Raw genomic sequence first — 25,400 nt, 5'->3', positions numbered from 1 at the left:
GGATTATCGGATTTTCTGATTACTTATAGATCTATGCGTCAGGGGCCCGGTCCCCGTGCGACCGGTTGCGAGGAGCCCCATGTCCGAAGGACGCCCGTTCTCCGCTCCGACGCCGCCGTCCGTCCCGGGCCCGCGCCGTCCCGGCGCGGCGGTCCTCACCCTCCCCGACGCGTCGGGGCCGCACGGTGGTTCCGCTGAGGCCTGTGGGGCCGGCGGTTCTGACGGGGCCGGCGGTTCTGGCGGTTCCGGTAGGGCGGCCCCGGTCCCCGCGCAGGGCTCCCGCCCCGGGGAGGCCCCCGGCCCGGCCGCGTACGCGCACGGGCGGACCGCCCACCACCGCCCGGCACACCCCGCCCGGCACCGGGCGCGGACCGTCAAGACCGTCGCCGCCCTCGCGGCCGCCGCCGCGGCCGGGATGCTCGCGCTCCGCGGAAACGAGGCCTTCGCCGCCCTGGAGGCCCCCACCGGCCCCGACTCCCGGCTCACCACCGCGACCACGGCCGGGGCTCCCGATCCCGGGCGGGTCCTTCAGATCGTCGCGCACCCCGACGACGACCTGTACTTCATGAACCCGGACCTCGGGTACTCCATAGCCACCGGCCACCCCGTGACCTCGGTCTACCTCACCTCCGGCGAGGCCGACGGCATCAACGCGGGCGTCGCCAAGGAGCACTCCACCCCGTCCGACAAGCCCGCGTACGCCGAGGCCCGCCAGAACGGCATCCGCGCCGCCTACGCGAAGATGGCCACCGGCGACCGCGGCAGCGCCTGGAAGCGCACCGTCGTCCCGACCGACGGCGGCGGCCAGGCCGAGGTCGACGTCCTCGTCGCCAAGCCCGAGGTCAACCTCGTCTGGCTGCAGCTGCGCGAGGCCGGCAACGTCTACGGCGACGCGCCCGACAGCCTGCACGGCCTGTGGGACGGCCGGGTCCCGCACCTGGAATCGGTGCTCGCCTCCGGCACCCCCGTCAAGCAGCGGTTCACGTACACGAAGGACCAGGTCGTCCGGACGATCGAGGGGATCCTGGCCCGGTACAAGCCGACGACGATACGGATGCAGGACCCGACCCCCGGCCGCTACCCGGACTCCAAGCGCTACACCGACCACCAGGACCACTTCTACGGGGCCCGGTTCGTGCAGATGGCCTCCGACGCCTACGCCCGCGAGGTCCACGACCGCCCGCACTTCGGCGTCCAGAACTACATCGGCTACTTCAACGGCTCCCTGCCCAGCGCCCTGGACCCGGGCGAGGCCAAGGAGAAGCTGGACATCCTGGGCACCTACGCCTGGCTCGACCGGACGAACCACTGCGGCAGCGCCGCCGGCTGCGGTGACCTCAAGGTCGCCGACCACCCCTCGGGCAACCGCTGGACCGACTCCATCAACTACGCCCGCGGCACCAGCACGTCCTGGCTCGCCTCCGACCGGGACCAAGGCCTGTGGGCCTTCAAGGTGCTCGACGGCCAGGTGGCCGTCTGGCACCGCACCGGCCTGATCGGCAGCTGGAGCGGCCCCGCGCTGCTCCCCGGCACCGGCATGGACCAGGGCATCTCCACGGTCACCCTGCCCGACGGCCGGATAGCCGCCTACGGCACCCGCACCTCCTTCGGCGCCCGGCCCGCCGACTACCGGCGCGAGGTCGTGTACGCCGTCCAGCGGGCCCCCGGCTCCCCGGAGTTCGGGGCGTGGGAGTCGCTCGGCACCCCCGAGGCCTCCGACGACACCTGGACCTCCGACATCAGCGCCCCCGCCGTGTCCGTCGACGGCACCGGCCTGGCCGCGGTGTACGTGCGCGACGGCGCCTCCGGCCTGCGCGGCCGCGTCCAGCGGGCCGACGGCAGCTGGGGCCCGTGGGAGCACCACGGCGGCGCCGACCTGCACGGCACCCCGGCCACCGCGACCGACGGCGCCGGCCGTCGGATGGTGTTCGCCGCCACCACCCGGACGGTGATCGGCTGGGCCCAGCCCGAGGCCGGCGCCCCGCTGGGGCCGCCCACCGCCACCGGACTGCCCGACACCACGCTCCCGCTGACGGCGGAGGGCCGCGAGGGCGGGGTGCGGCTGTGGTTCCGCAAGCCCGGCTCCGGCAACGTCCGCACCGCCCTGATCACCGGCGACGGCGGCCTGAAGGTCAACAACCTCACCGACCTCGGCGGGCTCCAGGGCTTCGGCTCGGTGACGGCGAGCGGGCACGTCCTCGCCGGCCGCGCGGCGGGCGGGCAGCTCGGCTCGGACCTGGGCGCCGGCCGGCCGTGGCAGCGCTCGCCGCTGCTGTTCGTCGGGGCCCCGTCCAGCACCATGACCGGGAAGAACATGGTCAGCCTGGCGGTGGTCGGGCTCGACGCCCGGCTGTACGTCACCTCCTCGGCGGACTCCGCCGACGCGCACCTGTCGCCCTGGCAGCCGGTGGGCCCGCGCAACTCGGTCCCGTAGGGGGCCCGTAGCGGGCCCGTAGCGGGTCCGTAGTGGGTCCGTAGTGGGTCCGTACGCTCCCAGACCGGCAGATAAGGCGCATATCTTCCTTCAACACCCCACACCGGGGTGTTGTTTGCCATGCGGGCCATTTCGCCAGGTCTCGGGCTCCGCCTCGCCTTCTCACAACCGGTCATTTCCGCAAGAGACACGTCATCGGCGGAATCGGTGAACCAACTCGCCCGATTCCGCCTCTCAGTGACTGCACAGCGGTTCTTCCAGCCCGTCCGGAACGACCTAGAGGCGTGACCCGATGCCCGTATCCCGCCGCCGTTTCCTCCTCGCGGCCGTGGTGCCCATGCTCACCGTGGGCGCCACCGGCGCACTCTCCATCGCTTCCGGCCGGCCGACCTCGGCCGAGGCCACCCAGACCGACGGGGCCGGCCGGCCGGCCGCCGCCCTCCCCGTCAGCACCACCGCCGGCTCGGTGGTGCAGATCGTCGCGCACCCCGACGACGACCTCTTCTTCATGAACCCCGACCTCAGCCGGACCCTGCTGGCCGGACTCCCGCTCACCACCGCCTACCTCACCTCCGGCGAGGCCGACGGCCGCAACGAGGCGCACGGCGGCGAGGCCAGGGACCCGGCGCAGCCCGCCGACCGCGCCCGGTACGCGGAGGCCCGGCAGAACGGCATCCGCTCCGCCTACGCCCAGATGGCCACCGGCGACCGCACGAGCGCGTGGACCCGTACGGTCATACCCACGGCGGGCGGCGGACAGGCGGAGCTCGACGTCCTCGTGGCCCGGCCCCAGGTCCACCTCGTGTGGCTCCAGCTGCGCGAGGCCCGCAGCCCGGCCGGCGAGAACCCCGACAGCCTGCGCGGCCTGTGGAACGGCGCGATACCGGCGCTCGGCGCCCAGCTCACCACCGGCACCCCGGTCGGGCAGGCGTTCACGTACACCAAGGACCAGGTGGTCCGGTCGATAGCCGGGATCCTGGAGCGCTACCGGCCGACGACGATACGCATGCAGGACCCGACCCCGAACCGGTACGAGCAGACCGGCAAGTACACCGACCACCAGGACCACATGTACGGCGCCCGCTTCGTGCAGGCCGCCACCGCCCAGTACGCCGAGACCGTCACGGACCGGCCGCGGTTCTCGGTCCAGAACTACCTCGGCTACCACAACGGCACCCTCCCCCACGCGCTGGACCCGCAGACCGCCGCGACGAAGATCGGCTTCCTGAAGACGTACGCCTGGCAGGACCGCACCGACTACTGCGGCAGCCCCTCCGGCTGCGGGGACCGCAAGGTGGCCGGCAGTCCCACCGGCCGCAACTGGGCGCAGTCGCTGCGCTACGCCCGCGCCGACACCACCTCCTGGCTCGCCGAGGGCACGCCCGGCCGGCTCTGGGCCTTCGCCGCGCTGGACGGCCGGATGGCGGTGTGGTCCCGGGATCCGGCCGGGTCCTGGACCGGGCCCGCGCTGCTGCCCGGCACCGGCATCGACTCCGGCGCCTGCACCGCCCGCCTCCCCGACGGCCGCGTCGCGGTCCTCGCCACCCGCACGGCCCTCGGGTCCCGCCCGGCCGACTACCGGCGCGAGGTGGTGTACGCCGTCCAGTCCGCGCCCGACGGGCCGTTCGGGCCCTGGCAGTCGCTCGGCACGCCCGAGCCGGGCGACGAGGGCGGCACCTCCGCCATCAGCGCCCCCGTGGCCGTCGCCGATGCCGACGGCCGGCTCACCGTCTACCTCCGCGACACCCGGCGCACGCTGCGCGCCCGCGTCCAGCAGCCGTCGGGGGCCTTCACCGACTGGCAGCGCCTGGGCGGCGAGGACCTGCAGAGCGACCCCGTCGCCCTCACCGACGCGGCGGGGCGGCGGCACGTGTACGCCACCACCACCCGCTCGGTCCTGGCCTGGACGCAGCCCGCCCCCGGCGCCCCGCTCGCCGGGCCCTTCCCCACCGCGCTCCCCGCCACCACGGTCCCGCTGTCGGCGGCCCGGGAGGGCGCGGGCGTGCGCCTCTACTTCCGGCGCCCCGACTCGGGGGCGGTGCGCAGCGCGCTGGTCACGGCGGGTCCGGGCGCCCCGCGGGTCACCGCTCTCGCCGAGTCCGGCGGCCGGTCGGGCTACGGCGCGGTCGGCGTGGCGGGCCGCGTCCTGACGGGGCGGGCCGACTCCGGGACCGTCGCGGCGGCCGCGTTCGGGGGGCCGCCCGCCTGGGCGGAGTCCCGCATGCTCTACGCGGGCGCCCCGGCGGCGGTGCTCACCCCGGCGACCACCACCGTCACCGCCGTCCTGGGCCTCGACGCCCGCCTGCACACGACGACCGCCCAGCCCACCACCCCCCACCCCACCTGGCACCCGGCAGTCCCCCCGCCCGCGGGGTGACCTGCGGGCGGGGCAGGGGCACCCGGCCGGGGCCGCCGATACCTACGCGTCGGTGTTCCCGGACGCCGACGAGAACGTCAAGGCGCTCAGCACGTATCTGGGACACGGCGATCCTGGCTTCAGGCTCCGGACCTGCACGCACCTCATGCCGAGCAGCGACGGGCGGACCCGGAAGGCCGTGGACGGGGTCTACAGGGCCTCGGGTTCCGCGCCGGACGGCCCACAGACGGCCAGGGCCGGTCAGACGGCTCCGGGCCGGTGGTCGATGACCACCGGCCCGGAGTGTCGTACCTGCCGCGATAGGGCTCCGACCTGCGGTTACAGGACCGGGAGGTTCTTGCGGAGTTCGAAGGCGGTGACCTCCGAGCGGTACTCCTCCCACTCCTGCTTCTTGTTGCGGAGGAAGAAGTCGAAGACGTGCTCGCCGAGGGTTTCGGCGACCAGTTCGCTGCGTTCCATCAGGGAGATGGCCTCGCCGAGGTTCTGCGGGAGGGGTTCGATGCCCATCGCGCGGCGTTCCGCGTCGGAGAGGGCCCAGACGTCGTCGTCGGCGCCCGCCGGGAGTTCGTAGCCCTCCTCGATGCCCTTGAGGCCGGCCGCGAGGAGGACGGCGTAGGTGAGGTACGGGTTGGCGCCCGAGTCGATCGAGCGGACCTCGACCCGGGAGGAACCCGTCTTGCCCGGCTTGTACATCGGGACGCGGATCAGCGCCGAGCGGTTGTTGTGGCCCCAGCAGATGTACGAGGGGGCCTCGCCGCCCGCGCCCGCGCTGCGGGAAGAGCCGCCCCAGATGCGCTTGTAGGAGTTCACCCACTGGTTGGTGACCGCCGCCGTCTCCGCCGCGTGGCGCAGCAGGCCCGCGATGAAGGAGCGGCCGACCTTCGAGAGCTGGTACTCGGCGCCCGACTCGTAGAACGCGTTCCGGTCGCCCTCGAAGAGGGAGAGGTGGGTGTGCATGCCGGAGCCGGGGTACTCCGAGAACGGCTTCGGCATGAAGGTGGCCTGGACGCCCTGCTCCAGGGCCACCTGCTTCATCACCAGGCGGAAGGTCATGATGTTGTCGGCCGTGGAGAGGGCGTCGGCGTAGCGCAGGTCGATCTCCTGCTGGCCGGGGGCGCCCTCGTGGTGGCTGAACTCAACCGAGATGCCCATGGATTCGAGCATGGTGATCGCCTGGCGGCGGAAGTCCATGCCGACGTTCTGCGGAGTGTGGTCGAAGTAGCCGGAGTTGTCCGCCGGCACCGGGCGGGAGCCGTCCAGCGGCTTGTCCTTCAGCAGGAAGAACTCGATCTCCGGGTGGGTGTAGAAGGTGAAGCCCAGGTCGGAGGTCTTGGCGAGGATGCGCTTGAGGACGTAGCGGGGGTCCGCGTAGGACGGGGAGCCGTCCGGCATCAGGATGTCGCAGAACATCCGGGCGGTCCCGGGGGCCTCGGCGCGCCACGGCAGTATCTGGAACGTGCTCGGGTCCGGCTTGGCGATCATGTCGGACTCGTAGACCCGGGCGAAGCCCTCGATGGCCGAGCCGTCGAAGCCGATGCCCTCGTCGAAGGCCTGCTCCAGCTCGGCGGGGGCGACCGCGACGGATTTGAGGAAACCCAGCACGTCGGTGAACCACAGGCGCACGAAGCGGATGTCGCGTTCCTCGAGCGTCCGGAGGACGAATTCCTGCTGCTTGTCCATGCCTTCATCCTCGCAGTTCAGACGATCTGTGCACCACCGCCCCGAGGGACCGGGGGGCACAGTCGGGCCCGCCCAGTATCGCCATTGGTGGTTTCCGCCACATTACGCACCCCCGAAAGCCGATGACACCCCCGCACTGACCACCGAGGCGTCATGAGCATTACCATCTGCGCCCATGGGGGGCTGGAAGCACGCGCGCAACGGGAGCCACGGGCATCCCGTCCGGCGGGCTGCCCTCCTGCTGCTGATCGCCTTCGGCGTGGCGGCCGGCGTGGCGTTCCTGTGCGTGCGTCCCGTGAGCGGGCACGGGGACGCAGGGACGCGGGCCGGGGCACGGGTTCAGGTCGAGGTCGAGGTCCAGGTTGCCGTGCGAGTGCAGGGCCAGGGCCAGGTCAAGGTCCAGGGCCAGGTCAAGGTCAAGGACGGCCGGGTCCGGGCCGCCGGGCAGGTGGCGCGCGTCGCCTGCGTGTCCCCGTACGACCTGCCCGGCTGCTCCCCGCTGGCCCGGGTGACCCCGGCCGTGCTGCCCGCTCCGCCGTCCGCCGTGGCCCTGCCGCCGGCCGGGGCGGCGCCCGCCGCCCGCCCGTCCGCCGTGGCGGGACCGGTCCGGGCGGCCGGGCCGCCGCCGCGCGCCCCCGGCCTGTACGTCCTCCAGGTGCTGCGGACGTGACGGCCGCGGCGCGCCGAGCGCACCACCGGCTCCACCCCGACACCCCCCTCAGCAGAAGGAACCAGGGCACATGGCCAGCAGGACGTCCGAAAACAACTCCCGCCAGAACCGCATAGCCGAAATGCGCCGCGCCGAAAAGGCACGCGACCGGCGCAACAAGTTCCTCGCCATCGGCATCTCGACCGTCATCGTCGCCGGGCTCGTCGGCTTCGGCTCGTGGCTGCTGATCGACCAGAAGCAGAAGGACAAGGACGCCGCCGCGGCCCGCAAGGCGCCGGTGTCCGGCGAGCGGGACTGGGACGTGAAGAAGCTCGGCCGCAACCACGTCGACACCCCGGTGAAGTACGAGATGAACCCGCCGGTCGGCGGCGACCACAGCCCCCGCTGGATGAACTGCAACGGCGACGTCTACAAGAACGCGATCCCCGAGGTCAACGCCGTGCACTCGCTGGAGCACGGCGCGGTGTGGGTGACGTACAACGAGAAGGCGGCCCCGGCCGACGTCGAGACGCTCGCCGGGAAGGTCGGCAAGACCCCGTACACGCTGATGAGCCCCGTCAAGGAGCAGGCCGGCCCGATCATGCTGAGCGCGTGGGGCAAGCAGCTGACGGTGGACAAGGCGGACGACCCGCGCGTGGCGCAGTTCTTCACCAAGTACGTGCAGGGCGCGCAGACCCCCGAGCCGGGGGCCGCCTGCACCAACGGGCTGGCCGACAAGTGACCCGTACGTACTGGGCCGCCGGCGCGGCCGTCGTCCTGGCGGTGCTGTTCGCGGTGGGGGCCACGGTCGCCACCGCGACCGGCGGCCCGGGCGGCGCCGACGCCGCCGGGTCCGCGAAGGCACCGGCGCTGTACTCCCCCGACGCGGGCTTCGCCCGTGACATGGCGGTGCACCACCAGCAGGCGGTGGAGATGTCCTTCATCGTCCGCGACCGCACCCAGGACGACCCGGTGCGCGGCCTCGCCTACGACATCGCCAACACCCAGGCCAACCAGCGCGGCATGCTGCTGGGCTGGCTGGACCTGTGGGGGCTGCCGAAGGTGCTGGCCGACGAGCCGCCGATGTCCTGGATGCAGGCCGCCGAAGGGGGCGGCGAGCACGCGGGACACGCCGGGCACGGCGCCGCCAAGCCGGGGGCGCTGATGCCGGGGATGGCGACCAGGGAGGAGCTGGACCGGCTGGGTGCGGCGAACGGCCGGGACGCGGAGGTGCTGTACCTCCAGCTGATGACCGACCACCACAAGGGCGGTGTCGCGATGGCCAAGGGCTGCGCGGTGCAGTGCCGGACGCCGGCCGAGCGGGCGCTGGCACAGGGGATGGTCGAGGCCCAGCAGTCGGAGCTCACCCTGATGGCGGACATGCTCAAGCAGCGCGGGGCTGCCCCGCGCGGGTGACGTCAGGGGGCGGTCGCCGTCGCGTGCCGGACCGCCCGGGCCACCTGGTCCGGGCGGTCCAGCATGACGAGGTGACCGGCGGGTTCGGCCACCTCGAAGCGGGCGCCGATCCGGTCGGCGAGGGCCGCCTGGCGGGCGAGCCAGCGCCGGGCGGCGCGGCCGGTGCCCCCGCCGTGGCCGACGAGGACCGTGGCGGGGGCCGTCAGCGGGTGGGCCGCGCGCAGGGCCGGCAGTTCGGCGGCGGTGTCGGGGTAGCGGGCGTTCTCCAGCAGGGCACCCCGCCAGACCCGGCCGGTGCGGTAGCAGCGGCGTACGAGGTCCCGCGCGGCCGGGTCCGCGGCGCCCCCGGCCCGGGAGGCGCGGACGGCGGCCCGCCGGGCGGCGGGGCCCAGCGCGGCCGGCAGCCCGGCGGCGGTGACGGCCCGGCCGAGCGCGCGGGCGGCGCCGGTGCGCAGGGCGGACGGGAGCAGGGCGCGGGGGGCCTCCTCGACGCTGGAGTCGACCAGGACGAGCGCCGCCGTACGGTCCGGGTACAGCCGGGCGAAGGCTTCGGCGTGGAACCCGGCGAGGGAGTGCCCGGCGACGGTGACGGGGCCGCGGAGGCCGAGCGCGTCGAGCAGGGCGGCGATGCGGCGGGCCTCGTCGGCGGCTCCCGAGGGGCCGGGGGCCGGGGCGGGGGCGCTGAGTCCGTGCCCGGGGCGGTCGAAGCGGACCACGGTGCGGCCGTGGGCGACGAGCAGGGCGGCGACCGGGTCCCAGTCGAACCAGGCCATCGCGAGCCCGGCGCTCAGCACCACGACCGGCCCGCTCCCCTCGACGACCACGTGCAGCGGCACCCCGTCGACGCGCACGATGCGGCCGGGGACGGGGCGTGTGGGCGGGGCCGTCACGTGCGGCGCTCGCGGTGGACGGAGAGGGCCAGCACCCCGAGCCAGATCGCCACCAGCAGCACCTGGAGCCGCTGGCCCGCGCCCATCGCCCACGTCCCGTGCCCGGCGGTGAACAGGGCGATGGCGGTCAGGGTCCAGGCGGTGGCCAGCAGTTCCAGGACGACCAGGGCGGGGCCGAAGCGGGCGAGCGGCGCGAACCAGCCGTAGCGGCGGGCGGCGACGGTCAGGGCCACTATCCCGACGAGCGCGCCGGTCATGGCGAGGCTGCTGCTGACGGCGTGGGCCTGGTGGGTGGCCGGTACCAGGCCGGCGGTCTCCCGGGCGGCGCACACCGGGTCCACGGTGGGCCGGCAGCTCAGCGGGAGCCAGGCGTCGGCGGCGGTGGCGGCGCCGAAGAGGGCGACCCCGGCCCAGCCGGCGACCGCCCAGGGGCGGCGCGACTCGGGGTGCCGGGGCAGCCGCGCCAGGGCGAGCAGCCCGCCGGCGAAGGCGAGCACCCCGGCGGTGAAGTCGGTGGCCCGGAAGAGGCCGCCGAGGGGCTGGTCCTGGGCGGCGAGTTCACTGACGTAGGTCTCGATGGGGTTGAGGCCGGTGGAGAGGACGACCTCCAGCACCCAGGCGGTGTAGGCGGCGGCGCCGAGCCCGATGAGGACGGCGACGGCCCGGGCGCCCGCCCGGCTGCCCTTCGCGGCGTGTGTACGCATGGTGAGACTGATCCTAAGCAGAACCGGTTCGGACGCGGGGCTCCGCGCGGAGCCGCCGCCGGGGACCACCGTGGGACGCGCCCGGGCCGTCCGGCCGGGTCCCTTGCCCGGTAGGACGCGCGGGGCGGCGCCCGTGTTCCCCGCCCCCGGTCCGGATCGCCCCGTACCACCCCGTACCGGACACGGGGAGGCGGTTCCGCCGGGAGCCGGACGGTTCACCGGCCTCATCGGCTGAGGCGCCTCCGCAACGCCCCGGAACACCCCGGCGGCACGGGATCCAGGACATCGCGTCAGAAAGACGATTAGACTGGGTTCCGTGCCTCAACTTCGTCTCGCGCTGAATCAGATCGACTCGCACGTCGGCGACATCACCGCCAACGCCGACTCCGTCGTCCACTGGACCCGGCACTCGGCCGAGCAGGGCGCCCACCTCGTGGCGTTCCCGGAGATGGTGCTGACGGGGTACCCCGTCGAGGACCTCGCCCTGCGCGGCTCCTTCGTCGAGGCCTCCCGCGCCGCCCTCCGCGGCCTCGCCCGGCGGCTCGCGGACGAGGGGCTCGGCGAGCTGCCGGTCGTCGTCGGCTACCTCGACCGCAGCGAGAAGGCCGCGCCCCGCCTGGGCCTGCCGGCCGGCTCCCCCGAGAACGCGGCGGCCGTGCTGCACCGCGGCGAGGTGGTGCTGCGCTTCGCCAAGCACCACCTCCCCAACTACGGGGTCTTCGACGAGTTCCGGTACTTCGTGCCGGGCGACACGCAGCCCGTGATCCGGGTGCACGGCGTCGACGTCGCCCTGGCCATCTGCGAGGACCTCTGGCAGGAGGGCGGCCGGGTCCCCGCCACCCGCTCCGCCGGGGCCGGGCTGCTGGTCTCCGTCAACGCCTCCCCCTACGAGCGCGACAAGGACGACGTCCGCCTGGAACTGGTGCGCAAGCGGGCCCGGGAGGCCGGCTGCACGCTCGCCTACCTCGCGATGATCGGCGGCCAGGACGAGCTGGTCTTCGACGGCGACTCGATCGTCGTCGACGCCTCCGGCGAGGTCATCGCCCGCGCCCCGCAGTTCTCCGAGGGCTGCGTCCTGGTGGACCTGGACCTCCCGGCCGCCCTCCCCGACGCCCCCGAAGGCACCGTCGAGGACGGCCTGCGCATCGACCGCGTGATCCTCTCCGAGGAGCCCCTCGCCCCCTACGAGCCCGTGGTCCCCGGCGGCTACGCCGACCGGCTGGAGGACGACGAGGAGGTCTACGACGCGCTCGTCGTGGGCCTGCGCGCGTACGTCAGGAAGAACGGCTTCCGCTCCGTCCTGATCGGGCTCTCCGGCGGCATCGACTCCGCACTCGTCGCCGCCCTCGCCTGCGACGCGATCGGCGCGCAGAACGTGTACGGCGTGTCCATGCCCTCGAAGTACTCCTCGGACCACTCCCGGGGCGACGCGGCCGACCTCGCCGACCGGACCGGCCTGAACTTCCGGACCGTGTCGATCGAGCCGATGTTCGACGCGTACATGGGCGCGCTGGGCCTCAGCGGTCTCGCAGAGGAGAACCTCCAGTCCCGGCTGCGCGGCACGACGCTGATGGCGCTGTCCAACCAGGAGGGCCACATCGTGCTGGCCCCGGGCAACAAGTCCGAGCTGGCCGTAGGCTATTCGACCCTCTACGGGGACTCCGTCGGCGCGTACGGCCCGATCAAGGACGTGTACAAGTCGGACGTCTTCCGGCTGGCCCGCTACCGCAACCGGGCCGCCGAAGAGCGCGGCGAGATCCCGCCGATCCCGGAGAACTCGATCGTCAAGCCGCCGAGCGCCGAGCTGCGGCCGGGGCAGGTCGACACGGACTCGCTGCCGGACTACCCGGTGCTCGACGCGGTCCTGGAGCTGTACGTGGACCGCGACCAGGGGCTCGACGCCATCGCCCGGGCCGGGTTCGACCGCGAGCTGGTCGCACGGATCCTGCGGATGGTGGACACCGCCGAGTACAAGCGGCGCCAGTACCCGCCGGGCACCAAGATCTCCGCGAAGGGCTTCGGCAAGGACCGCCGGCTGCCCATCACCAACGGCTGGCGCGAACGCTGACCCGGCCGCCCGCGAACCCGGCGTGAGGGGGGCGCCGTCGGTGGTCAGGGCCTGCGTACGGCCGTCGGACACCGAGCGCGCCCACAGGTCGTGGCCCTGCCGGTACACCACGGCCTTGCCGTCCGGGGAGGGCACCTCCAGCGGGCTGCCCGGCGGCGTGGAGGCGGCCCCCTCGCGGACGTAACCGTCCAGGGTGCAGCGCCAGTACGCGCCGAGCGCGAAGAACAGCACGGCGTCCGCGGTGAGCTCGACGGCCGCGAACGGCAGGGCCCGGGGGTCGACCCGCTGTCCGGAGGCGGCGGCCAGCGCGGCGGCGAGGCGGGCGTGGTCGAAGGCCGGTTCGCGGGTTCCCGCCGCCGGGTCGAGGGGGGCATGGGGAAGGGCGCACTGCGGCTGGCGGACCATGTGCATCCGCAGGGTCCACCGGTGATGTGCGTACCCGTGCGCGGCGTCGGCGAGGTGTGCGCGAACGGGCACGTCGTGGTGCGCGGACAGGCCACTCGGGGGGCGTGAGTGGACCTACGTTCAACCGCGGCGACAACACTCCGGGCGTTCCCCGCCCAGTCGCCGCCCGGCCCCGTTGAACGAAGAAGGTCGATATCCGTGCTCAAGAGGCTCTACGCGATGCTGCTCTCCATGGCCGTGGCCATGGGACTGGTGACCACCCTCAGCACCCCGGCATCCGCCAGCTACAACGTCATCGACTACAACGTCTCGCGCATCACCGACGGCGGGCAGGAACACGCCGCCAACTACTTCCGGGTGATCGGCGCCATCCACACGCTGTCCTACGGGGACACGACCGGCCAGACGGGCATCACCCAGACCCAGGACAACTTCGAGGAGCGGCTCATCCAGGTCCGTATCCGTGACACCGGCGGCAGGGATCTCGTCTCCCTGTACTTCTGGCCTGACACCCTCTACCTCGCGGGCTTCTACGCCGCCCAGGGCGCCGGCCCCGACCGCCACTTCGCCTTCAACGACGACCGCAGCGCCGCGTTCTCCAGGGCCCTGAACATCGGCCCCGTACGGCTGCTCGGCCGGACCGGGAACTACGGCAGCCTGCCGGGCGGAAACAACAGGGAGACCATCCGCCTCACGCCGCAGAACATGTACCACGCGGCGACCGTTCTCTCGACCGCCACCGGCTACACGGACGACGTCGGCCGCCAACTGCTCTTCATGGCGCAGGCGTTCGCCGAGGCATCGCGCTTCGGACCGATCCTCGACCGCGCCTACAGCAACTTCTACCACCACACCGACACCGCCCTGGGCACGGACTACGCGGGGCTGGAAAACCAGTGGTCGGCCCTCTCCGACTTCGTCAACGCGCGACTCCACAACCGTCCCGCGTCCATCTCGATCTTCGGCCAGAACGTCACCAACTTCGACCAGCTGAGGCAGCGCGTGTCCTTCGTGGAACTGCTCGGATCCCGCGTCCAGCGATAGACCCGCAGCGGGCCGCAAGCCAACAGGGCCTCCGGGCCACGGAGGCGAACAGCGGCACGCTGCTCACTCCCCGGCCCCGAGGCCCTGCCCGCGCGCCCTGCCCGCGCGGCCCGCCCGGCCCGGACCACGCGTCGGTACGACCCGGCACGCGCGGGCACAGGACCGTGTCGACGCGTACGTACGGACGCGCCGCTACGGGCGGACGGTCAGGCGGGCCGCCACCGGGAGGTGGTCGCTGCCCGTGCGCGCCAGGGTCCAGGAGGCCTCCGGCTTGATCCCGCGGACCATGATCTGGTCGATGCGGGCCATCGGGAACTGCGCGGGCCAGCTGAAGCCGAAGCCGTGGCCCGCCGCGCCCTGGGTGGAGCGCATCTGGGAGGTGACCTCGGACAGGGCGCGGTCGTTCATGGTGCCGTTGAGGTCGCCGAGCAGGACGACCTTCTTGAGGCCCTCGCTGGCCAGGGCCGCGCCCAGCGCGTCGGCGCTGTTGTCGCGCTGGTTGGCCGTGAACCCGGCGTTGAGCTTGACGCGGACCGAGGGCAGGTGGGCGACGTAGACGCCGACCTCGCCGAAGGGGGTGGCCGCGGTGGTGCGCATGGCGCGGGTCCAGCCGAGGCGGATGTCGACGGGCTTGCTGGAGGTCAGCGGGTACTTGCTCCACACGCCGACGGTGCCCTCGACCGCGTGGTACTTGTACGTGTCCGCCAGGGCCTTCTCGTAGACGGGAACGGCGTCCCCGGTGAGCTCGGTCAGCGCGAGCACGTCGGCCCCGGACTTGGCGACGGACTCGGCGGTGCCGCGCGGGTCGGGGTTGTCGGCGTCGACGTTGTGGGTGGCGACCATGAGGTTGCCGCCGCCCCCGGACTTGTCGGTGATCAGTCCCCCGAAGAGGTTCACCCACACCGCGGTGGTCAGCAGTATCGCGATCAGCGCGGTGGCGGACTTGCGGACCACGGCGGCGACGAGCAGCAGCGGCACGGCCACGCCCAGCCAGGGCAGGAAGGACTCGGTGAGGCTGCCGAGGTTGCCGATGTCGTTGGGCAGTTCCGCATGGAAGATCATGATGAGCGAGACCAGCGCGGCGAGCGCGGCGGTCACGATCCCGCGCCGCCAGATGCCCGGGTCCCGCCTCAGTTCGGCCAGTCGGCGCCGGAGACCGGATCCGGAGGAGCCGGGCTCGGAGCCGCCGTTCCCCGTCTCCGTCATGTACGCCTGTGCCATGCCATTTTCCTCGCTGCCGTGCTCGCGCTCCGTCCCCGCCCCTTGACACTAGGCGATGTACGGAGCCTTACGTGCCGTCCTCGCGGCCCTTCTTTCCGGAGGACGAACGGCCGTGCGGCTCGGGTTCCGCTTGTCACGAAACGCGCACATTGACCTGCGCGCGCCTGGAGCCCCGCCAGGAGTGTGACGTACGGGTCAGCGCGTCGTATCCCGGCCACTTCCGCCCACGGCCGGGAGGGTGCCACCATGGTGGATGAGTCCGGGGACGCCGTGAGGGCGCCTCGAGATGACACTAGGAGCAGTTGCAATGACGCACGCCGTTTCGCCTGCCCGCGAAGCCGCCTCCGCCACGCTGTACGGAGGCTCGGGCACCCGGCGCATCACCGTCCGCGACCTCGCGCTCGCCAAGGAGCGCGGCGAGAAGTGGCCCATGCTCACCGCCTACGACGCCATGACGGCGTCCGTGTTCGACGAAGCCGGCATTCCGGTGATGCTCGTCGGTGACTCCATGGGCAACTGTCACCTCGGCTACGAGACCACCGTCCCCGTGACGATGGACGAGATGACCCTGCTGTCGGCGGCCGTCGTACGGGGCACCAGCCGGGCCCTGATCGTCGGCGACCTGCCGTTCGGCTCGTACCAGGAAGGCGCCGTGCAGGCGCTGCGCAGCGCGACCCGGCTGGTCAAGGAGGCCGGGGTCGGGGCGGTCAAGCTGGAGGGCGGCGAGCGTTCGCTGGCCCAGACCGAGCTGATCGTGCAGTCCGGCATCCCGGTCATGTCCCACCTGGGCCTGACCCCGCAGTCCGTGAACGCCATGGGCTACCGGGTCCAGGGCCGCGGCGACGAGGCCGCGCACCGGCTGCTGCGCGACGCGAAGGCCGCGCAGGACGCGGGCGCCTTCGCGGTGGTGCTGGAGCTGGTCCCGGCCGAGCTGGCCGCCGAGGTCACCCGGTCCCTGCACATTCCGACGGTCGGCATCGGCGCGGGCTCGGAGTGCGACGCCCAGGTGCTGGTGTGGACCGACATGATGGGCCTGACCGGCGGGAAGATGCCGAAGTTCGTCAAGCAGTACGCGAACCTCCGCAAGACCATGGGCGACGCGGCGAAGGCCTTCGCCGAGGACGTGGTCGGTGGAACGTTCCCGCAGGAAGAGCACGCCTTCCACTAGTCCGCCAGGCCGGTCCGCACGGCCGGTCCGCACGGCCCACGACCAGTCCGCACGGCCCGCGACAGCCGGCCGGCCGCCCGTTCCACGGGCTGTCGGCCGGCTGTCGGTCGTTTGTCGGAGCGTTGTCAGTGGCCGGTGGTCCCATGGTGGACATGACGCGAAACGACAACACCCCCCACGCCGTGGAGGTACGGGGACTGGTCAAGCACTACGGCGAGACCAAGGCCCTCGACGGGGTCGACCTGGACGTGCGCGAAGGCACCGTCCTCGGTGTCCTCGGCCCGAACGGCGCCGGCAAGACCACCCTGGTGCGCTGCCTGTCCACCCTGATCGTCCCGGACGCCGGGACCGCGCGGGTCGCGGGCTACGACGTGGTCCACCAGCCCCGGCAGCTGCGCCGCACCATCGGCCTGACCGGCCAGTACGCCTCGGTCGACGAGAAGCTCTCCGGCCGCGAGAACCTCTACATGATCGGCCGGCTGCTGGACCTGCCCCGCAAGGAGGCGCGCCGCCGCGCCGACGAACTGCTGGAGCGGTTCAGCCTGACCGACGCCGCGAAGAAGGCCGTGATGCACTACTCCGGCGGCATGCGCCGCCGGCTCGACCTGGCCGCCTCGATGATCGGCCGCCCGGCCGTCCTCTACCTGGACGAGCCGACCACCGGTCTGGACCCCCGTACCCGCAACGAGGTGTGGGACGAGGTGCAGCGGATGGTCGCCGAGGGGGCGACCGTGCTGCTCACCACCCAGTACATGGAGGAGGCCGAGCAGCTCGCGAGCGAGCTGACGGTCATCGACCGCGGCAAGGTCATCGCCAACGGCAAGGTGGACGAGCTCAAGGCGCGCGTCGGCGGCCGCACCCTGCGGATCCGGCCCGCCGATCCGGCCGACCTGCCGGGCATGGCCCGCGCCCTCGCGGAGACCGGGCTGGACGGCGTGGCCGGTTCCCAGGCCATTCCGGACGAGGGCACGCTGCTGGTGCCGATCCTGGCGGACGAGCAGCTGACGGCCGTCGTCGGTCTGCTGGCCGCCCGCGGGTACGGGATCAGCGACATCGGCACGTACCTGCCCAGCCTCGACGAGGTGTTCCTGTCCATCACCGGCCAGAAGCCCGCCGTCCAGGACTCCCTTCCCGCCGAGCAGACCGAGGAGGTCGCGGCATGAGCACCGTAACCACGACGAAGCCCACCACCGCGGCGCCCTCGCCGCTCTCCGGTCCGCACCCGGCCGCCGAGGGGCGGATCGGCCTGCGGGGCAACCTCCGCCACATCGGCGCCCTGGCGCGCCGCAACATGCTCCAGATCAAGCAGGATCCGGAGTCGATGTTCGACGTCCTGCTCATGCCGGTCATCTTCACGCTGCTGTTCGTGTTCGTCTTCGGCGGCGCGATCTCCGGCAAGGGCAACCAGGGCGAGTACGTCAACTACGTCGTCCCGGGCCTGATGGCCATGATGGGCATGAACATCGCGATGGGCGTCGGCACCGGCGTCAACGACGACTTCAAGAAGGGCGTGATGGACCGCTTCCGGTCCATGCCGATCGCCCGTTCCTCGGTGCTCATCGCGAAGATCGTGGTCGAGCTGGGCCGGATGATGGTCGCCATCGTGATCCTGCTCGGCATGGGCTTCCTGCTGGGCCTGTCGATCAAGTCCAACGTGCTGGACCTGCTCTTCGCCATCGGACTGTCGGCCGTCTTCGGCGCCTCGCTGATGTGGATCTTCATCCTGCTGGGTCTCACCATGAAGACCTCCCAGGCGGTCCAGGGCATGGCGATGCTGGTCCTGATGCCGCTGCAGTTCGGCAGCTCGATCTTCGCCCCGCCGACGACGATGCCGGGCTGGCTGCAGAGCTTCACCGACGTCAACCCGCTGTCGAACCTGGCCGACGCGGCCCGCGGCCTCATCAACGGCACCCCGCTGGGGAACTCCGTGTGGATCACGCTGGCCTGGTCGGTGGCGCTGACGGCCGTCACGATGCCGCTCGCCGTCCGCAAGTTCCGCCAGAAGACCTGATCCGGGGCGGCCGGTCCGTTCGGATCGCGTCCCGGACGGGCCCCGTGCGGGGACGGTGCCGGATCAGATGAGGGCGGTGGCCTCCTCCAGGGTGAGGCTGCCGCCTTCGGCGTACGCGGCCCCGAACGCGGCGTCGCCCAGTGCCGCCCGCGCCGGTTCCTCGGCGCGGGCGGCGTCCTCGCGCTCCGAGAGGAGCGGGACGTGCGCGGCCGGCAGCTGGGCGCGGTAGGCGCCGAGCAGCCGGGCGGCGTCCTCCGCCCGGCCGGGGCCGCCCGGCGCGGCCAGCGAGACGGCGGCCGTCAACAGGAAGGTGGCGGGCAGCTGCGGGGCGACCATCAGCGCGAGCGGGTCGAGGGCGGCCGGCAGGGCGGCGCGGACCGTGGCCAGCGCCTGCGCGTAGCGGCCCTCCCGGTTGTCCAGCCAGGCCGTGGTGCCCAGCCGGAACACGTCGAAGACGGCGTAGGCCCCCACGGAGAACTCCGCGCGCAGGGCGTCGAGCTGGGCGCGGGCCTCGCGGAGCCGGCCGCCGCGGCCCAGGAGGGACGCGAGGAAGAGCCGGGCGGCGGGCACGGCCTCGGTGTCGCCGCCGAGCGCGATGACCTCGCCGAGGATCTCCTCCGCCTCGGGGCCGTGCCCGCTCTCGGCGAGGACCCCGGCCATCCGCACCCGGAGCACCGTCACCTGCGCCTTGGCGCCGAGGCGTTCGGCGTGCTCGATCGCCGCGCGGTAGTCCTGGGCGGCGAGGGCGTACGCTCCCGTCTTCTCGCGGGACTCGGCGCGCGCGGACAGGGCCTCGGCGCAGCCCCAGTCGTCGCCCAGGGCGCGGAAGAGGGCGTGGCTCTCGTCGGCGTCGCGGGCGGCGTCACCGCCCCGTTCGGCGCGGTTGGCGAGGACGTTGGCGCGCAGTTGCAGCGCGGAGGCCAGTTCCCAGTCGTAGCCGAGGGCCCGGGAGGCGTCCACGGTCTCGTCCAGGACGCGGCTGAGCTCACCGGCCGGTCCGGCGATCATCACGGCGTAGATCCAGAGGCCGGCCGGGGGGCGGCAGGTCTGCGGGAGGCCGGGCCGGTAGACGCTGAGGACGGCGTCGACCTGGGCGCGGACCTCGGGGGTCTGCCAGCCGTCGCTGCCCTGCTCGCGGGAGGCGAGGCGGATCATCTGGATGCCGCGCCAGGCCTCGGTGCGCAGTTCGCCCGTGTAGGGCGGGGGCGAGTCCACGAGGCGCTCGTGGACGGGCGGGGCGGGGGCGGCGGGCGGGGCGAAGGGGTCGGGGCCGAGGGTGGCGGCGAGGTCGGCCCAGTGCCGGGACTCGCCGCGCAGGTCGTGCATGAACCAGTACCAGACGAGGGAGTGGACGAGGCAGAGGACCTCGTCGGCCTCGTGGGCGGCGGCCGCGCGGCGCAGGGCGGTACGGAGGTTCTCGTACTCGGTGGTGATCAGCCCGGCGGCCGCGCGCTGGCGGTGCCCGCGGAGCAGGGGCTCGGTGGTGCGGGCGAGTTCGCGGTAGTGGACGAGGTGGCGCCGCTCGGTGGCGGGGCGGTCGCCGCCGGTCTCCGCGAGGCGTTCGGCGGCGTACTCGGCGACGGTCTCCAGGAGGCGGTAGCGCATGCCGTTCGCGGCGGGGTCGGGCTGGGCGAGAACGAGGGACTTGTCGACGAGGGAGCCGAGGACGTCGGCGACGTCGAGGGCGCCGTCGGGTTCGGCGCAGACGGCTTCGGCGGCGGCCAGGTCGCAGCCGCCGGCGAAGACGGACAGCCGGGCGAGGACGGCCCGTTCGGGGGCGTCGAGCAGCTCCCACGACCAGTCGACGACGGCGCGCAGGGTCTGCTGCCGGGGCAGGAGGGTGCGGGCGCCGCCGGTCAGCAGGCGGAAGCGGTCGTCGAGCCGGTCGGCGATCTGGCGCGGGGTGAGCAGGCGCAGCCGCGCGGCGGCCAGTTCGATGGCCAGCGGCAGCCCGTCGAGGCGGCGGCAGATCTCGGCGGCGGCGGCCGGATCGTCGGCGGGGCTGAAACCGGGGCGGACGGCGGCCCCCCGGTCGGCGAAGAGCCGCAGCGCGACGGGGCCGGGGAGGGGTTCCACCGGGCGCAGGAACTCCCCCGGCACGCCGAGGGGTTCGCGGCTGGTGGCGAGGATCTGCACGCCGGGGCAGTGGGTGAGGAGCCGCTCGGCGAGTTCGGCGGCGGCGCCGATGACGTGCTCGCAGTTGTCGAGGAGCAGCAGGAGCCGGCGGCGGGCGCAGTGTTCGGCGAGCCGGGCGAGCGGGGTCTCCCCGGGGCGTTCGGTGAGGGCGCGCAGTTCCTCGGAGGTGGCGCCGCGCAGCCGCGTCTCGCGGGCGCCGAGTGCGGCGAGGGTCGCTTCGGCGACGTCCTCGGGGTCGTCCACGGGGGCGAGCTCGACGAGCCAGACCCCGTCGGGCCAGGCGCCCGGCCCGGCGGAGTGCCGCGCGGCGGCCTCCTGGGACAGCCGGGTCTTGCCCGCGCCCCCGGGCCCGAGCAGCGTGACGAGCCGGGCCCGCGCGAGGTCCTCCCCGAGCACCCGGATGTCCTCCTCGCGCCCCACGAAGGAAGTCAGCCGCGCCCGGAGATTCCCACCCGGGGCCGCGGTCCCGGGGGGCGGGGTGGCCGGGGTCGCAGCCGGGGCGGCCGGGGCCGGATATCCGGGCTCCGGGGTGGCCGGGGTGGCCGGGGTGAACGGGGCCGCAAGGCCCGCAGCCGAAGGGGCCGGGGCGGCCGATGCGGGGGCGAACAGGCCCTGGGTGGCCGGGGCCGGGTATCCCGGCTCCGGGGTGGAAGGGGCCGCAGGGCCCGGGGCCAGGGTTCCGGGGGCCGGAACACCCGGGCCCGGGACAGCCGACCCCGACGTACCGGGGGCGGGGGCCCCGGGGCCGGAGGGCGGGGTACCGGGGGCCGGGGTGAACGGGGCCGCACTGCCCGGGGCCGGGGTGCCCGGGGGCAGTGTCCCCGGGGCCGAAGTGCCCGGGAACGCGGAGCCCGGGCCGGGAGCAGCCGGGCCCGGGGCAACCGGGTGCGGGGCAACCAGGCCCGGGCCAGCCGGGCCCGGGGCAACCGGGTGCGTGCCAGCCGGGTCCAGGGCAGCCGGGCCCCCGCCGACGGGGCCCGGGCCAGCCGGGGGCGGGGTGGGGTCCGGGGTCAGGAGGTGGGTGTGGAGGGCGCGGAGGGCGGGGCCGGGGTCCGTGCCGAGGCGGGCGGCGAGGTCGCGGCGCACGGCTTCGTAAGCGGCCAGCGCCTCCGCCGGGCGCCCCACCGCACGCAGGGCCCGGATCCGCAGCACCTGCAAGGGCTCGTCCAGCGGTCGGCGCGCGCACAGTTCGGCCAGCTCCGGCAGGGCCCGTTCCGCCCCGCCCAGGGCCAGGGCCGCCTCCAGCCGGCCCCGGCGCGCGTCCATCCGTACGGCTTCCCACCGCGCGGACTCCGCACCCGCCTCCGGCAGGGAGGCCAGCGCCGGGCCCCGCCACAGCGCGAGCGCCTCGTCGTACAGGGCCGCCGCCCCGGCCGGGTCCGCCTCCGCCGCGGCGTCCCGCACGAGCCGCTCGAAGCGGTACGCGTCCACGTCCTCCCGCGCCGCCTCCAGCAGGTAGCCGCCGTCGGCGGAGCGCACGGCGGCGTGCCCCAGCGCCCGGCGCAGCCGGCCGACCAGCGCCTGGAGCGCGGGCACGGCCTCGGCGGGCGGGTCCGCGTTCCAGACCTCGGCGACGAGCAGTCCGGCCGGCACCGCCCGGCCGGGGCGCAGGGCGAGCACGGTCAGCAGGGCGCGCAGGCGTGCGCCGCCGACGGCGACGGTGCTCCCGTCGTCGCGGGTGGCCTGGGTGGTGCCGAGGATCGCGTAGCGCACCGGCCCATTGTCCCCGGCCCCGCGCCCCCGCCGGACCGGTGCCCGGGATAGGTTTCGCCGCATGGGTCACCAGGGCAGCCGCGGCGAGCGGCAGATCAGTTCCGTATTCCTCGGCATCGTCGCCGTCATGGCGGTCACGGGCTGGGCGGTGTGGACCGGTTACGCCTCCAGCCCCGGACTGGCGGTGTTCCTGTTCGTCACGGCCGCGTGGGTCGTCTCGCTCTGCCTGCACGAGTACGCGCACGCCCGCACCGCCCTGCACGGCGGGGACATCACGGTCGGCGCCAAGGGCTACCTGACCCTGAACCCGCTGAAGTACACGCACGCGCTGCTCAGCATCGTGCTGCCGGTGGTCTTCGTGATCCTGGGCGGGCTGGGCCTGCCCGGCGGGGCGGTGTACATCGAGCGGGACCGGATCCGGGGCCGCTGGAAGCACAGCCTGGTCTCGGCGGCGGGTCCGCTGACCAACGTGCTGTTCGCGGCCGTCTGCACGGCGCCGTTCTGGCTGGACGCCCTCGACGGGGTCCCCCTGGAGTTCCGCTTCGCGCTGGCGTTCCTGGCGCTGCTCCAGGTCTCGGCGGCGATCCTGAACTTCCTGCCGGTCCCGGGCCTGGACGGCTACGGGGTCATCGAGCCCTGGCTCTCGCACCGGGTCCGGCGCGAGCTGGCGCCGCTGGCGCCGTTCGCCCTGATCGGGGTGTTCGCACTGCTGTGGATCCCGGAGGTGAACGCGTTCTTCTTCGGCGCGGTCGACGGCATCCTGCGCGGGCTGGGGGTCTCCGACCTGGAGACGTACTGCGGCCGGGACCTGTACCGCTTCTGGCAGGACACGGACGGCTTCTGCACGGCCGCCGGCCGCTAGAGCCCCCTAGGCGGCCGGCTGCTGCCGCTTGCCGGCCTTGGCCTTGCGCACGTAGAACCAGGCCATGTTGGAGGTCAGGCCGGCCAGCAGCACCCAGACGATCCCGAGGAAGCTGCCCTCCACGAAGGCGACCACGGCGGCGGCCACGGCGAGGACGCAGACGACAACGGCGAACACGGCAAGGCGGGGCATCGGGCACAGCTCCTCGGCGACACGGAACGGGGTCGAGCCCCTCCAGTGTCCCCCATCCCCGCAGGGGATCTTTTCCGCCTTCCCCTGATCTTGGCCGCGCCTTCTGGTTACGGTTCCCCCGGGGCCCGCCGGACACGTCGGCGGGAGAACGACAGCCCGGGCCGTGCCCGCGTACGCGGCGGTCCGGACACGTGGGGGGATGCGACATGCGGGAGATCCAGAAGGGCGCGAACGTCAGCCTGACCGCCCTCAGCGAGGACGCGGGCTCGGTCGTCGTGAGCCTGAGCTGGACCAGCGCTTCGGGTGCGGGCGACGCGGACGTCTCCGTCCTGCTGCTGGACGGCAGCGGCAAGGTCCGCGACGAGAACGACTTCTACTTCTACAACCATCCCGCCGCCGACGACGGCAGCGTGCAGCTGCTGGGCAAGACGCCGACGGAGAACGGCGACGAGGACCGCATCGGCCTCGACCTGACGGCGGTCCCGCCGGGCGTGGAGCGGATCGTGGTGGCGGCCAGCCAGTACGGCGGGGCGTGCTTCGGGGACCTGGACGACCTGCGGATGACGGTCGCGGACCGGTCCGGGGACCCGCTGGTCGGGTTCTCCATCGAGGACGCGGGCGTGGAGAGGGCGTTCATCTTCGGGGAGCTGTACCGGCGGGGCGAGGAGTGGAAGTTCCGGGCCGTGGGCCAGGGGTACGAGACCGGGCTCGCCGGGCTCGCGACCGATTTCGGCATCGCGGTGCTGGAGGAGGGCGAGGAGGCCGCCGGGGAGTCCGCCGGGGAAACCCCGAAGACCCTGGCGGGCGGGGAGTCCGCCCCCGAAGCGGAGTCGGGGTCGGCGGGTGCGGCCGTCGCGGTGGCCGTCACCGCCGCCGATCCGGAGGAGCAGGCGGAGCCGGAGCCCGCGCCCGCGGCGCCCGTGGCAGCGCCTGCCGTTCCGGCGCAGAGCCGCGGCCGGGGTCCCCGTACGACCAGGAAGAAGGTCACGCTCCCCAAGGTGCCCGGCAAGTCCCTCGCCGAGAACGAATCCTGGCGTCCCGCGCGCCTGTTCCCGGTGCCCTCCCTCAAAAGCGACAAGGAGCGGGAGGTCCGTGCGACCTCCGTGCTGCTGGCGGTCATGGCGCAGGTGCCGGAACTGGGCCGTCGGCTGACCGCCGGGTTCGGAGCGCCCGCGGGGCGGATGCAGACCTTCACCGAGGTGTCGCTGCCCCACGGGGAGAGCCCGCGCCGCCCGGACGGCGTGATCCGGGTCGAGCGCGCGGGCAAGCTGTGGACGGCGCTGGTCGAGACGAAGACCAACGGGAACCCGCTCCGGACCGAGCAGGTCCAGGAGTACGTGGACATCGCCGCGCGCCGCGGCTACGAGGCCGTGATCACACTCTCCAACGACGTGGCGCTCGAAGGCGTTCCGATGGTCGAGGTCAAGGTCGACGGCCGGCGCAAGCACAAGGTGACCCTGTGGCACCTGTCGTGGGCGGAGGTGGCCCATCAGGCCCAGCTGCTGATCCGCCACGAGGGGGTGGGCAACGCCGCCCACGCCTGGCTGCTGCAGGAGCTGCTGGAGTACCTCCAGCACGAGAACTCCGGCTGCCACGGCTTCCAGAACATGGGACCCGCCTGGGTCCCCGTCCGCAAGGGCATCGAGGACGAGACCCTCGGCGGCGGCGATCCGCGTGCCGTGGAGGTCGTGGAGAGCTGGGAGCGGCTCATCCGCCAGGTGTGCCTGCGCCTGGGCGGGGAGCTGGGACAGAAGGCGCTGCCGGTGCAGCGGGCCCGGCGGGGCAGCGATCCGCGGGAGCGGCGGGCGGCCGCGGGCGAGGCGCTGTGCGCGGACGGCCGGCTGACGGCGGAGCTGCGGATCGACGGCACGAGCCGGGTGATCGCGGTGACGGCGGACCTGCGGACGGCGAGGCTGCGCACCTCGGTGGAGATTCCGGCGCCGGCGGGCTCGTACCCGCTGTCCACGGTGAAGCGGCTGCTGCGGCTGCTCGCGGAAGCGCCCGCGGACCTGCACGTCGAGAGCCTGGTCGAGGGGGCGAACGGGCCGCGCGGGACGCTGGAGCGGCTGCGGCCGGAGCCGGCGGACCTGCTGCCCAGGGACGGTGCGCAGCTCACCGGGTTCCGGCTGACCCTGGTCAAGGGGATGGGCAATACGCGGGGCAACGCCGAATCGGGGTTCATCCGGAGCGTGGACGAGGCCGTGGAGCGGTTCTACCACGGGGTGGTGGCGCACCTGGGGGCCGTCGAGGGGCAGCGCTCGGGCGGCCGCCGGGGCTGACCTGGCAGGGCTGACCCGCCGGGGCTGGCCCGGCAGGGCTGGCCCGGCAGGGGCGGCCCGGCAGGGCTGGCCCGGCAGGGGCGGCCCGGCAGGGCTGGCCCGGCAGGGGCGGCCCGGCAGGGCTGGCCCGGCAGGGGCGGCCCGGCAGGGC

General features: G+C 73.9%; 18 protein-coding genes. 12 read left to right on the top strand and 6 right to left on the bottom strand.

The features are described from left to right. Positions 1-79: 79 nt before the first annotated feature. Together ACFYYT_RS31260 and ACFYYT_RS31255 are read left to right on the top strand one after the other, a co-directional pair. Positions 80-2,434 (top strand): PIG-L family deacetylase, encoded by a 2,355-nt coding sequence (locus ACFYYT_RS31260; protein ID WP_351828859.1) that lies wholly within the window; start codon positions 80-82, stop codon positions 2,432-2,434. A gap of 292 nt (positions 2,435-2,726) precedes the next feature. Next, positions 2,727-4,811, top strand: a complete 2,085-nt coding sequence (locus ACFYYT_RS31255) for a PIG-L family deacetylase (protein ID WP_351828856.1) — start codon at positions 2,727-2,729, stop codon at positions 4,809-4,811. 318 nt (positions 4,812-5,129) lie between these two features. Here the strand turns inward: ACFYYT_RS31255 and glnA are convergent, their stop codons facing one another. Then, positions 5,130-6,491, bottom strand: a complete 1,362-nt coding sequence (gene glnA / locus ACFYYT_RS31250; RefSeq protein ID WP_351828854.1) for a type I glutamate--ammonia ligase — start codon at positions 6,489-6,491, stop codon at positions 5,130-5,132. A gap of 175 nt (positions 6,492-6,666) precedes the next feature. On the opposite strand from glnA, the gene ACFYYT_RS31245 reads away from it, so the two are divergent. The 3 genes from ACFYYT_RS31245 to ACFYYT_RS31235 all read left to right on the top strand — a co-directional run bounded on the left by ACFYYT_RS31245 (position 6,667) and on the right by ACFYYT_RS31235 (position 8,556). After that, positions 6,667-7,161, top strand: a complete 495-nt coding sequence (locus ACFYYT_RS31245) for a hypothetical protein (RefSeq protein ID WP_388610082.1) — start codon at positions 6,667-6,669, stop codon at positions 7,159-7,161. Between the two features lie 70 nt (positions 7,162-7,231). Further along, complete coding sequence (locus ACFYYT_RS31240; RefSeq protein WP_351831864.1) at positions 7,232-7,882, top strand: DUF3105 domain-containing protein; 651 nt, start codon at positions 7,232-7,234, stop codon at positions 7,880-7,882. Further along, positions 7,879-8,556, top strand: coding sequence for a DUF305 domain-containing protein (locus ACFYYT_RS31235; RefSeq protein WP_388610078.1), 678 nt, complete (start codon positions 7,879-7,881; stop codon positions 8,554-8,556). The genes ACFYYT_RS31240 and ACFYYT_RS31235 overlap by 4 nt, the downstream gene beginning before the upstream one ends. A gap of 2 nt (positions 8,557-8,558) precedes the next feature. Here the strand turns inward: ACFYYT_RS31235 and ACFYYT_RS31230 are convergent, their stop codons facing one another. Then, positions 8,559-9,446: an alpha/beta fold hydrolase gene (locus tag ACFYYT_RS31230; RefSeq protein WP_388610075.1), complete on the bottom strand. Its 888-nt coding sequence runs from the start codon at positions 9,444-9,446 to the stop codon at positions 8,559-8,561. Further along, positions 9,443-10,150, bottom strand: a complete 708-nt coding sequence (locus tag ACFYYT_RS31225; RefSeq protein WP_351826964.1) for a DUF998 domain-containing protein — start codon at positions 10,148-10,150, stop codon at positions 9,443-9,445. Before ACFYYT_RS31225 ends, ACFYYT_RS31230 begins: the two co-directional genes overlap by 4 nt. A gap of 316 nt (positions 10,151-10,466) precedes the next feature. Here ACFYYT_RS31225 and ACFYYT_RS31220 point away from each other — a divergent pair, with 316 nt between their 5' ends. Continuing rightward, on the top strand, positions 10,467-12,218 hold the full coding sequence (locus tag ACFYYT_RS31220) for an NAD+ synthase (RefSeq protein ID WP_351826963.1): 1,752 nt from the start codon (positions 10,467-10,469) through the stop codon (positions 12,216-12,218). A 603-nt stretch (positions 12,219-12,821) separates the two neighbouring features. Beyond that, on the top strand, positions 12,822-13,667 hold the full coding sequence (locus ACFYYT_RS31215) for a ribosome-inactivating family protein (protein ID WP_351826961.1): 846 nt from the start codon (positions 12,822-12,824) through the stop codon (positions 13,665-13,667). Between the two features lie 192 nt (positions 13,668-13,859). Here the strand turns inward: ACFYYT_RS31215 and ACFYYT_RS31210 are convergent, their stop codons facing one another. Continuing rightward, complete coding sequence (locus ACFYYT_RS31210; RefSeq protein WP_351826959.1) at positions 13,860-14,888, bottom strand: endonuclease/exonuclease/phosphatase family protein; 1,029 nt, start codon at positions 14,886-14,888, stop codon at positions 13,860-13,862. Between the two features lie 307 nt (positions 14,889-15,195). Here ACFYYT_RS31210 and panB point away from each other — a divergent pair, with 307 nt between their 5' ends. The 3 genes from panB (at position 15,196) to ACFYYT_RS31195 (ending at position 18,067) form a co-directional block, all read left to right on the top strand. After that, positions 15,196-16,056, top strand: coding sequence for a 3-methyl-2-oxobutanoate hydroxymethyltransferase (gene panB / locus ACFYYT_RS31205; protein WP_351826957.1), 861 nt, complete (start codon positions 15,196-15,198; stop codon positions 16,054-16,056). Between the two features lie 143 nt (positions 16,057-16,199). Continuing rightward, a complete protein-coding gene (locus ACFYYT_RS31200) occupies positions 16,200-17,219 on the top strand; it encodes an ATP-binding cassette domain-containing protein (protein WP_388610068.1) in 1,020 nt (339 codons plus the stop codon). Further along, positions 17,216-18,067 carry an ABC transporter permease gene (locus tag ACFYYT_RS31195; RefSeq protein ID WP_351826955.1) on the top strand — a complete coding sequence of 284 codons (852 nt, stop codon included), beginning with the start codon at positions 17,216-17,218 and terminating at the stop codon, positions 18,065-18,067. The genes ACFYYT_RS31200 and ACFYYT_RS31195 overlap by 4 nt, the downstream gene beginning before the upstream one ends. Before the next feature lie 63 nt (positions 18,068-18,130). Here the strand turns inward: ACFYYT_RS31195 and ACFYYT_RS31190 are convergent, their stop codons facing one another. Beyond that, on the bottom strand, positions 18,131-21,916 hold the full coding sequence (locus ACFYYT_RS31190) for a BTAD domain-containing putative transcriptional regulator (protein WP_351826953.1): 3,786 nt from the start codon (positions 21,914-21,916) through the stop codon (positions 18,131-18,133). Positions 21,917-21,977: 61 nt separating this feature from the next. Here ACFYYT_RS31190 and ACFYYT_RS31185 point away from each other — a divergent pair, with 61 nt between their 5' ends. Then, complete coding sequence (locus ACFYYT_RS31185) at positions 21,978-22,778, top strand: site-2 protease family protein (RefSeq protein WP_351826951.1); 801 nt, start codon at positions 21,978-21,980, stop codon at positions 22,776-22,778. 6 nt (positions 22,779-22,784) lie between these two features. Here ACFYYT_RS31185 and ACFYYT_RS31180 read toward each other — a convergent pair whose 3' ends face one another. Further along, a complete protein-coding gene (locus ACFYYT_RS31180) occupies positions 22,785-22,970 on the bottom strand; it encodes a hypothetical protein (RefSeq protein ID WP_351826949.1) in 186 nt (61 codons plus the stop codon). Positions 22,971-23,176: 206 nt separating this feature from the next. Here ACFYYT_RS31180 and ACFYYT_RS31175 point away from each other — a divergent pair, with 206 nt between their 5' ends. Continuing rightward, a complete protein-coding gene (locus ACFYYT_RS31175) occupies positions 23,177-25,249 on the top strand; it encodes a TerD family protein (RefSeq protein ID WP_351826947.1) in 2,073 nt (690 codons plus the stop codon). The last annotated feature ends 151 nt before the right edge of the window (positions 25,250-25,400 follow it).

It is taken from the genome of Streptomyces sp. NPDC002032, assembly GCF_042890765.1.
Taxonomy (GTDB): domain Bacteria; phylum Actinomycetota; class Actinomycetes; order Streptomycetales; family Streptomycetaceae; genus Streptomyces.
Note: the sequence above shows the minus strand (reverse complement) of the source record. Positions and strands in the feature narration are given on the sequence as shown.